At 64.6% G+C, this 8,911-nt stretch carries 10 protein-coding genes; 5 read left to right on the plus strand and 5 right to left on the minus strand.

What is annotated here, in order from left to right:
* The first annotated feature begins 15 nt into the window (after positions 1-15).
* The 5 genes from petA to AC3WJD_RS16965 all read left to right on the plus strand — a co-directional run bounded on the left by petA (position 16) and on the right by AC3WJD_RS16965 (position 4,098).
* Positions 16-585 (plus strand): ubiquinol-cytochrome c reductase iron-sulfur subunit, encoded by a 570-nt coding sequence (gene petA / locus AC3WJD_RS16945; protein WP_492747896.1) that lies wholly within the window; start codon positions 16-18, stop codon positions 583-585.
* Positions 586-598: 13 nt separating this feature from the next.
* Complete coding sequence (locus tag AC3WJD_RS16950; protein WP_492747897.1) at positions 599-1,891, plus strand: cytochrome b; 1,293 nt, start codon at positions 599-601, stop codon at positions 1,889-1,891.
* A gap of 15 nt (positions 1,892-1,906) precedes the next feature.
* Entirely contained in the window at positions 1,907-2,749 is an 843-nt protein-coding gene (locus tag AC3WJD_RS16955; RefSeq protein ID WP_492747898.1) for a cytochrome c1, read from the plus strand.
* A 70-nt stretch (positions 2,750-2,819) separates the two neighbouring features.
* A complete protein-coding gene (locus AC3WJD_RS16960; RefSeq protein WP_492747899.1) occupies positions 2,820-3,368 on the plus strand; it encodes an adenine phosphoribosyltransferase in 549 nt (182 codons plus the stop codon).
* Positions 3,369-3,480: 112 nt separating this feature from the next.
* Complete coding sequence (locus tag AC3WJD_RS16965) at positions 3,481-4,098, plus strand: hypothetical protein (protein ID WP_492747900.1); 618 nt, start codon at positions 3,481-3,483, stop codon at positions 4,096-4,098.
* A 269-nt stretch (positions 4,099-4,367) separates the two neighbouring features.
* On the opposite strand, the gene AC3WJD_RS16970 is transcribed toward AC3WJD_RS16965, so the two are convergent.
* The 5 genes from AC3WJD_RS16970 to AC3WJD_RS16990 all read right to left on the minus strand — a co-directional run bounded on the left by AC3WJD_RS16970 (position 4,368) and on the right by AC3WJD_RS16990 (position 8,768).
* On the minus strand, positions 4,368-4,826 hold the full coding sequence (locus AC3WJD_RS16970; protein ID WP_492747901.1) for a MaoC family dehydratase: 459 nt from the start codon (positions 4,824-4,826) through the stop codon (positions 4,368-4,370).
* 56 nt (positions 4,827-4,882) lie between these two features.
* A complete protein-coding gene (locus tag AC3WJD_RS16975; protein ID WP_492747902.1) occupies positions 4,883-6,160 on the minus strand; it encodes an alkaline phosphatase family protein in 1,278 nt (425 codons plus the stop codon).
* Between the two features lie 102 nt (positions 6,161-6,262).
* Positions 6,263-7,363: a redox-regulated ATPase YchF gene (gene ychF, locus AC3WJD_RS16980; protein ID WP_492747903.1), complete on the minus strand. Its 1,101-nt coding sequence runs from the start codon at positions 7,361-7,363 to the stop codon at positions 6,263-6,265.
* Between the two features lie 125 nt (positions 7,364-7,488).
* Positions 7,489-8,061 carry an aminoacyl-tRNA hydrolase gene (gene pth, locus AC3WJD_RS16985; RefSeq protein ID WP_492747904.1) on the minus strand — a complete coding sequence of 191 codons (573 nt, stop codon included), beginning with the start codon at positions 8,059-8,061 and terminating at the stop codon, positions 7,489-7,491.
* A 56-nt stretch (positions 8,062-8,117) separates the two neighbouring features.
* Positions 8,118-8,768, minus strand: coding sequence for a 50S ribosomal protein L25/general stress protein Ctc (locus AC3WJD_RS16990; protein WP_492747905.1), 651 nt, complete (start codon positions 8,766-8,768; stop codon positions 8,118-8,120).
* Between the last annotated feature and the right edge of the window lie 143 nt (positions 8,769-8,911).

Genomic DNA, 8,911 nt, shown 5'->3' on the forward strand with positions numbered 1-8,911 from the left:
CGCAAGGGCAGGTGAATGGCTACGCTTGAAACAACCGGACCGGCCGAGGCTCCCCCCTCCGAGGAGGGCGTGAGGCGCCGGGACTTCATCAATATTGCGGCGGTGAGCTTCGCCGGCGTTGGCGTGGCCTGCGTGGCCCTGCCGCTCATCAACCAGATGAATCCGTCGGCGGACGTGCTCGCGCTCGCCTCGATCGAGGTCGACATTTCGCAGATCCAGCCGGGCCAGGCGATCAAGACGATCTTCCGCAAACAGCCCCTGTTCGTGCGCCATCTGACTCCCAAGGAAATCGCGGAAGCCGACGCGGTGCCGCTCGACATCCTGCGCGATCCGCAGACGCTGGAAGAGCGCACCAAGGCGGGCAAGACGCAGTGGCTCATCACCATGGGCGTCTGCACCCATCTGGGCTGCGTGCCACTCGGCGTGGGCGAGGGCGAGATCAAGGGCGAGTTCGGCGGCTATTTCTGCCCCTGCCATGGCTCGCACTACGACACCGCCGCGCGCGTCCGCAAAGGTCCGGCCCCGAAGAACCTCGAGGTGCCGGAATATAATTTCACGTCAGACACCGTCGTTCAGGTCGGTTGAGGGGTAGAAAAACATGAGCTTTCCCTGGGCTGAGCAATATGCGCCGAAGCATCCCTTCATGCGCTATCTGGACGAAAAGCTGCCCCTGCCGCGGCTGATCTACAATGCGACGGGCCCCGGCTATCCGGTGCCGCGCAACCTGAACTACTGGTGGAATTTCGGCGTCCTCGCGGGCGCCGCGCTGGTCATCCAGCTTGTCACCGGCATTGTGCTCGCGATGCACTATGCGGCCAACGGGGCGGTGGCGTTCGATTCGGTCGAGCACATCATGCGCGACGTGAACTCGGGCTGGCTTTTGCGCTATGCGCACGCCAACGGCGCCTCGATGTTCTTCATCGTCGTCTATACCCACATTTTCCGCGGCCTTTATTACGGATCCTACAAGGCGCCGCGAGAGATGGTGTGGCTGCTCGGCCTCGTCATCTTCCTGCTGATGATGGCGACCGCCTTCATGGGCTATGTCCTTCCCTGGGGCCAGATGAGCTTCTGGGGCGCCAAGGTGATCACCGGCCTGTTCGGTGCGATCCCGCTGGTCGGCGAGCCGATCCAGACCTGGCTGCTCGGCGGTTTCGCGCCCGACGACGCCGCGCTCAACCGCTTCTTCTCGCTCCACTATCTGCTGCCCTTCGTGATCGTGGGCGTGGTCATCCTCCACATCTGGGCGCTGCACATCCCGGGTTCGAGCAACCCGACGGGCGTCGACGTGAAGGGGCCGCAGGACACCGTTCCCTTCCACCCCTATTACACCGCCAAGGACGGGCTCGGCGTCGGCGTTTTCCTGATCGTGTTCGCGCTGCTGCTCTTCTTCGCGCCGAACCTGCTCGGCCACCCGGACAACTATATCCCGGCCAACCCGCTTTCGACGCCCGCGCACATCGTGCCCGAATGGTATTTCTGGCCGTTCTACGCGATCCTGCGCGCCTTCACCGTCGACTTCATCCTGCCCGCGAAGCTGTGGGGCGTGATCGCGATGTTCGCGTCGATCCTGCTGCTCTTCTTCCTGCCCTGGCTCGACAAGTCGATCGTGCGCTCGGCGAGCTATCGTCCGCTGTTCAGGAAGTTCTTCTGGTTCGGCCTGATCCCCTGCATCGCCGTGCTCGGCTATTGCGGCGGCGCGCCGGCTGAAGAGCCCTATGTGATGATCTCGCAGATTGCGGCGGCGTATTATTTCGCGCACTTCCTGATCATCATCCCGATGATTTCGCGTATCGAGCGGCCGCTTCCGCTGCCGAATTCCATCACCGAAGCCGTGCTGGCGAAGCATGGCCAGGCGTCGGGCGAAGCCGCCCTTGCGCCGGCCGAATAAGGGGTAATCGCAATCATGGTCCGTCCCATCGGATTTCTCGTCGGCCTCGGCTTCGTCGGGGTCCTTCTCTGGTCGCTCCTCTGGGGTGCGGTGGCCTATGTGAAGGAACCGCCGCAGCCCACGGCGGAACACGAGTTCCATCTGCATCCCAAGAAGGTCGACTGGTCGTTCAGCGGCCCGCTCGGCAAATATGACCGTCAGCAGCTGCAGCGCGGCTTCCAGGTCTACAAGGAAGTCTGCGCGGCGTGCCATTCGCTCCGCCTCGTGGCCTTCCGCGATCTGCAGGGCATCGGCTACACCGAGGGTCAGACCAAGACGATCGCCAGCGAATGGGCGGTCGAGACGCCGTCGGTCAACCCGGAAACCGGCGAGGCCGCGACCCGCAAGTCGATCCCGGCCGACAAGATCCCGGCACCCTTTGCCAACGAGGTCGCTGCGCGTGCGGGCAATGCGGGTGCGCTGCCGCCTGATCTCTCGCTGATGACCAAGGCGCGTCACGACGGGACGAACTATGTCTACTCGCTGCTGACAGGCTTCCAAGCCCAGCAACCCGAGGAGCTGCTCAAGAAGTTCCCGGATTCGAAGACGGGCACCGGTCTGCACTACAATCCGTACTTCGCGAACCTGAACCTCGCGATGGCGCCGCCGCTGATGGAAGGCCAGGTCAGCTACTCGGACGGCACCAAGGCGAGCGTCGACCAGATGGCGAAAGACGTCGCCGCGTTCCTCACCTGGACCGCCGAACCCAAGCTGGAGAGCCGTCACAGCACGGGTCTGGTGACGATCCTCTTCCTGCTGATCTTCACCGGTCTGACCTACATGGCGTACCAGAACATCTGGCGCGACAAGAAGCACTGAGCACTTCCCGGAAAAGTGGGGACCGGTTTTCCGGCAAGGAAGTGCTCAAGAAGCAAGGACGTGGCGAACGATGAGCGCCTTCAGCGGCAATGACGATCTGAAGGCGCTCATCCGGACCATCCCCGACTTTCCGAAGCCGGGGATCCAGTTCCGCGACATTACGAGCCTGCTCCTCGACGGGGCAGGCTTTTCCGTTTGCGTCGAACGCCTCGCCGCGGTCGCGATGACGCTGAAGCCCGACCTGATCGCGGCCATAGAGGCGCGGGGCTTCATCTTCGGTGCCCCTATCGCGCAGGCGCTGGGCATCGGCATCCTCCCCATCCGCAAGCCCGGCAAGCTGCCCGGTGAGCGCGTCGGTGTCGACTACGCGCTCGAATACGGCACCGACCGGCTCGAGATGCATGCGCACGACCTCCAGCCCGCCACCCGCGTCCTGATCGTCGACGACCTGATCGCCACCGGCGGCACCGTGATGGCGACGGTCGACCTCATCCGCAATCATGGCGGCGTCGTCGCGGGCGCATTGTTCGTGATCGACCTTCCCGATTTGGGGGGCGCGGCGCGGCTGCGCACGGCCGGCGTCGATACGCATGCGCTGGTCGCCTTCGAAGGCGACTGAGCGCGATTCACCGCGATCAACGCACGGATTTTCAGGCCTTTCCCGGTTCACGCTTTATTCACAGCACCGCGATCACCATATCGGTACGACAGGGGATCTGTGGAGAAGTCCCATGTATGTGCCACGCCTGCGCACGATCATGCTCGCCCTCGCCGCCTCGGCGGGGCTTGCCGGCTGCGCCTATGACGACGGCTATGGCTATGGCGGCGTCTCGGTCGGCTATGGCAGCGGCTGGTACGACCCCTGGTATTATGACGATTACTATCCGCGCTATTATGGCTGGTATGACGGCTTCTACTATCCCGGCACGGGCTATTACGTCTTCGATCGCAAGGGCTATCGCCATCGCTGGTCCGACGGGCATCGCCGCTATTGGGAAGGCCGCCGCCACGCATGGCGCGACCGCGACAATGACCGCCAGCCGCGCGCGGACTGGCGCGGCTATCGCCGTGATCGGACGGCCGATAATGTTGACGGTCCCGACCGTGGCGCCGACCGTCCGGCGTGGCGCGGGGATAACCGCGGTGATTTCCGCCGCAATCGTACGCCCGGCCAGGACGCGACCAATCCCGGCCGCATGACCGAGCGCCCCGCCTGGCGCCAGCGCGGCGAGGCAGCGCGCCCGCAGCCGAGGATCGAGCGCGGCGAGGGGCGGGGCATGTCGGCGCGCGAACGTTCGGGCGAACGCAGCAGCGTTGGCCGCGATAGGGGGCCGCGCCAGCGGGATTGAGGGATTGCGTTCGTTAGGGGATGGAGTGGACACATTAGGCCCTCTCCCTGGAGGGAGAGGGTTGCGCAGACTTGGCGGCTATGCCGCCTAGTCGGAGCTGGGTGAGGGGGCGTAACTCGAGCGCAGGGTGCGGATTTCAGCCTTTCACCCCCTCATCCAACTACGCCTAGCCTCCCCTGAAACGAGTTCAGGGTCGGCAAGGCTCCGTATCCTTCTCCCTCAAGGGAGAAGGCCGATTTTGACTCGAAACCAGCCGCTGAACTCGCAGTCTAGTCGCTCCCCTCGGGATCGCGCGTCGCGATCAGCGCCGTGTTGATATAGCTCATCACGGGCTCGCCCTTCTGGTTGAACGCGGTCAGGCGCGAGCGGAACGAGCCCATATGCGGCTTGCTGCGCGAGCGCTTCTTTTCGAGCAACTCGGTCTCCACGGTCAGCACGTCGCCGGGATAGACGGGCTTCAGCCAGCGCAGCTCGTCTATGCCGATGCCGCCTAGCCCCGCCTGTTGGTGCTTCGCCAGATTCTCGACGATCATCGCCATCACCATCGAGCATGTGTGCCAGCCGCTCGCCGCGATCCGGCCGAAGTGTGTTTTCGCCGCTGCCTCGTCGGAGAGGTGGAAGGGCTGGGGATCGAACTGCCGTGCAAAGTCGATCACGCCTTCGCGCGTGACCTCATAGCGCCCGAAGCGGTTCTTCGCACCGACTTCCAGATCCTCGAAATACTGCATCACTCTCTCCGGGGGTGTTGATTCCCCGATGACTCAACATGACGATTACGGAAACGTCAATTACGTCCAGTTATAAGCACGGGCTCGAACACCGCTGCTGATCCGTCACCCGGCGCCGGCGTCACCCCGATCAGTCGCGCGAGCAGTGGCTGGATGTCGACATTGTCGAAAGCCGGCACCGTTGCGCCCGCACTAAATGCGGGGCCGTTGGCGACGAACAGCGCGGCCATGTCGGGCGCTTCATTGTCATAACCGTGCGCACCCTCGACATAGGCCTCCCTCGGCGCGCTTTGCAGGATCTCCCAGCCGATGTCGGCGAGGCACAGATAGGCGGGCACGCGCGGATTGCGGCCATAATGGAAGCGCGCGGGGATGTCGGCCTTGCGCCAGCACTGCATATGCTCGTGACGCGCGAACAGCTTTGCTTCGAGCGCGGCTGCGCGCCCCGGAGCCGCTTCGAGCGCGACATAGGGGCCGGTCTCTATGACGCGGTAGTCGCCCGCGGTCAGCACAGCGTCGAGCGCGATCACGCGCGCCGAAGAGGTTTCGGCCATGCCGTGATCGGCCACCAAGACGAGGTTGGCGGCCTGGCCGAGCGCGGCGAGTTCGCTGGCGAGCGTGCCGATCTGGCGATCCACCTCTGCCACCGCTTCCAGCGTGCGCGGGTCGGCGGGGCCGAAATTGTGGCCGGCGGTGTCCACCGTATCGAAATAGAGCGTCACGAAGCGCGGGCGGGTCGCAGCGGGTCGGCGGAGCCAGTCGACCACCGCGTTGATGCGCTGTGTGTTGCTGATCATCTGGTTGAACTGCTGCCAGTCCGAGGGGCGCGTCCCGCCCGTGATCGTGTTGGGCCATTTTGGCGCGCGCTCGCCGCCGATCGCGACATTGGACCCGGGCCAGAACATGGTCGCGGTGCGAACGCCCGCCTTTTCCGCGTCGACCCAGATCGGCGTCGCCTCGTTCCACCAGAAGGGATCGTCGCTCGCCATGGTGAACACTTCGCCGGGGCGGCCCGGATCCTCCATCTTGTTGGCGACAATGCCGTTGCGGTCGGGACGCTTGCCCGTCACCAGCGCATAGTGGTTGGGGAAGGTCTTGGAGGGGAAGGAAGGGCGCATCGCGCCGCGCACGCCCTCGGCGGCCAGCTTCGACAGCACGGGCGTCACGCCGCGATCGAGATAGTCGGGGCGGAACCCGTCGATCGAGATCAGTATGGTGACGGGAGCGCGCGCTTCCTGTTGGGCGCTGGCTGTGGGGGCAGGAGGCGGCAGCTGCGCGCAGGCGGTGAACACGGCGAGCGCGAGGACGGGCGCGAAGTTGCGGAAAAGCGGCACGATTATCTCCATTGGGCCAAAGGCCAATGGCGGTGCTTTGCTACGTCCCGATGACGGGGTCCAGTCCCGCGTGCTCCCCTCCCTGGCAGGGAGGGGAAATAGTTACACGTTGAAGCGGAACAGCATCACGTCGCCGTCCGCCACGACATATTCCTTGCCTTCCTGCCGCAGCTTGCCCGCGTCGCGCGCGCCGGCTTCACCCTTGCAGGCGATATAGTCGTCGAATGCGATCGTCTCGGCGCGGATGAAGCCGCGCTCGAAATCGCTGTGGATCTCGCCCGCGGCCTGCGGCGCCCTGGAACCCTTTTCGACGGTCCAGGCGCGTGCCTCCTTGGGCCCCACGGTGAAGAAGGTTATGAGGTGAAGCAGTTCGTAGCCGGCGCGAATGACGCGCGTGAGGCCGGTTTCGGACAAGCCCAGATCGGACAGGAACTCGGCGCGGTCGGCGGGCTCCATCGTCGCGATCTCGGCCTCGATCGCGGCCGAGACTACCACCGCCTGCGCGCCTTCGGCCTTGGCTTTTTCGAACACCCTGGCGGACAGCGCATTGCCGTTGGCCGCGCTCTCTTCCTCGACATTGCAGACATAAAGCACGGGCTTGGAAGTGAGCAGCTGCGCCTGCTCGAACACGCGGCGCTCTTCCTCGTCCCTGGGCTGGGTCAGCCGCGCGGGCTTGCCCTCGCGCAACAGGTCGAGCGCCTGGCCGAGCACGCTCGCGGCGATCTTCGATTCCTTGTCGCCCTGCTGACCCTTCTTCACATAGTTGGGGACGCGCTTCTCGAGGCTTTCGAGGTCGGCGAGCATGAGCTCGGTCTCGACCGTCTCGGCATCGGCGACGGGGTCGATCTGGTTTTCGACATGGGTGACGTCGTCATTCTCGAAGCAGCGCAGCACATGGACGATCGCGTCGACCTCGCGGATATTGCCGAGGAACTGGTTGCCCAGCCCTTCGCCCTTGCTCGCGCCGCGCACGAGGCCGGCGATGTCGACGAAGCCAAGCTGCGTCTCGATGATCTTGGCGGAACCCGCGATTGCGGCGAGCTTGTCGAGGCGATCGTCGGGCACCGCGACGTTGCCGACATTGGGCTCGATCGTGCAGAAGGGATAGTTCGCTGCCTGCGCTGCCGCGGTCTCGGTCAGCGCGTTGAAGAGCGTCGACTTGCCGACATTGGGAAGGCCGACGATGCCGCAACGAAAACCCATTGTGAACTCTCTTTCCTTGTTCGCGTCATGCCAGCGAAAGCTGGCATCTCCCGCTGATTGAGCGCTATTCTCGTTAGCAGACCCAGCTTCCGCTGCGGTGACGTGAAGGCGACGGGCTGTGCCCCTTAGCTTTCCTGCAGCCGCAGCGCCACATCGTTCATGAAGCGCGCGTCATCGCCCTTCGCCAGCCAGTCCGCTTCGGCCGCGATCGCGCCGAGCATGTCGGACAACCGCTCGATTTCGCTCTTGGCATAGTTGCCGAGCACATGGCCTGTGACGCGGTCCCTGTGGCCGGGGTGGCCGATGCCAAGGCGGGCGCGGCGGAAATTATTGCCGATATGCGCCTCGGTCGAGCGCAGGCCGTTATGCCCCGCTGTACCGCCGCCGATCTTCACCTTGACCTTGAAAGGGGGCAGGTCGAGCTCGTCGTGGAACGCAGTCACCTGCTCGGGCTCGAGCTTGTAGAAGCGCATCGCCTCGCCAACTGCGCGGCCGCTTTCATTCATGAAGGTGGCGGGTTTCAGCAGCAGGATCTTCTCGCCGCCGATGCGGCCTTCCTGCGTCCAGCCCTGGAACGCCTTCTTGACCGGCGAAAAGTCGTGCACCTCGGCGATGGCGTCGACCGCCATGAAGCCGACATTGTGCCGGTGCATCGCATAGAGCGCGCCCGGATTGCCGAGGCCGACCCAGATCTGCATGGGAATTGGGGAAGGGCGTGCCGGCGATGGCGTGTGCCACCGCCGGCCGTAACGCCTTATTCCTCGTCGGCCTTCTGCGCGGAGGGAACCTCGTCAGCCGCGACGGCTTCCACGGTTTCCGCGGCCTCTTCGGCCTTGAGCGCCGATGGAGCGACGACGGTGGCGATCGTCAGGTCGCTGTCCGCGCCAGCGGCTTCGGTGCCCTTGGGCAGCTTGATGTCGCCGAGGTGGATCGAGCCACCCACGTCGAGGCCGGCAAGCGAGATCTCGATCTGGTCGGGGATCTCGGCGGCGTCGCAGACGAGGCTGAGGTCATGCGCAACGATGTTGAGCACGCCACCGCGCTTGATGCCGGGGGCATTTTCTTCGTCGACGAACACGACGGGCACCTGGACGGTGACCTTGGCATGTTCGCTGATGCGCAGGAAATCGACATGCAGCGGGCGATCGCTGACGGGATGGAACTGGACGTCTTTGGGGAGCGTGCGGACTTTCTTGCCGCCCAGCTCGATCATGACGACCGTATTCATAAAGTGGCCGGTGTGGAGCTGCTTCATCAGCCCCTTTTCCTCGATGTGGATCGAGGTCGGTTCTTCATTGTTTCCGTAAATGACGGCGGGTACGCGGCCCTCGCGGCGGTGGGCACGGGAGGCTCCCTTGCCAGCCCGATCGCGCGCCTCGGCCGACAGCGTAAGCTGATCGCTCATATGCATGTCTCCAAATTGCTAGGTTTAACGTCGCCCGCCACGCCTCCAGGGATGACCATGACGGGAAGCGTGCGCCTATAGGGGCGGGCGGGCCGGAACGCAAGCTATTAAGCCCCTCCCCTTCAGGGGAGGGGTTGGGGGCG

This window comes from Sphingobium sp. FW306-1B-F04DB (assembly GCF_058781925.1).

What these genes read in the sequence shown, in the direction of transcription:
- AC3WJD_RS16965 (WP_492747900.1), top strand. Translation starts at nt 3,481, where the DNA reads ATGTATGTGCCACGCCTGCGCACGATCATGCTCGCCCTCGCCGCCTCG.
- ychF (WP_492747903.1), bottom strand. Translation starts at nt 7,363, where the DNA reads ATGGGTTTTCGTTGCGGCATCGTCGGCCTTCCCAATGTCGGCAAGTCG.
- pth (WP_492747904.1), bottom strand. Translation starts at nt 8,061, where the DNA reads ATGCAGATCTGGGTCGGCCTCGGCAATCCGGGCGCGCTCTATGCGATG.
- AC3WJD_RS16950 (WP_492747897.1), top strand. Translation starts at nt 599, where the DNA reads ATGAGCTTTCCCTGGGCTGAGCAATATGCGCCGAAGCATCCCTTCATG.
- AC3WJD_RS16960 (WP_492747899.1), top strand. Translation starts at nt 2,820, where the DNA reads ATGAGCGCCTTCAGCGGCAATGACGATCTGAAGGCGCTCATCCGGACC.
- AC3WJD_RS16970 (WP_492747901.1), bottom strand. Translation starts at nt 4,826, where the DNA reads ATGCAGTATTTCGAGGATCTGGAAGTCGGTGCGAAGAACCGCTTCGGG.
- AC3WJD_RS16990 (WP_492747905.1), bottom strand. Translation starts at nt 8,768, where the DNA reads ATGAGCGATCAGCTTACGCTGTCGGCCGAGGCGCGCGATCGGGCTGGC.
- AC3WJD_RS16955 (WP_492747898.1), top strand. Translation starts at nt 1,907, where the DNA reads ATGGTCCGTCCCATCGGATTTCTCGTCGGCCTCGGCTTCGTCGGGGTC.
- petA (WP_492747896.1), top strand. Translation starts at nt 16, where the DNA reads ATGGCTACGCTTGAAACAACCGGACCGGCCGAGGCTCCCCCCTCCGAG.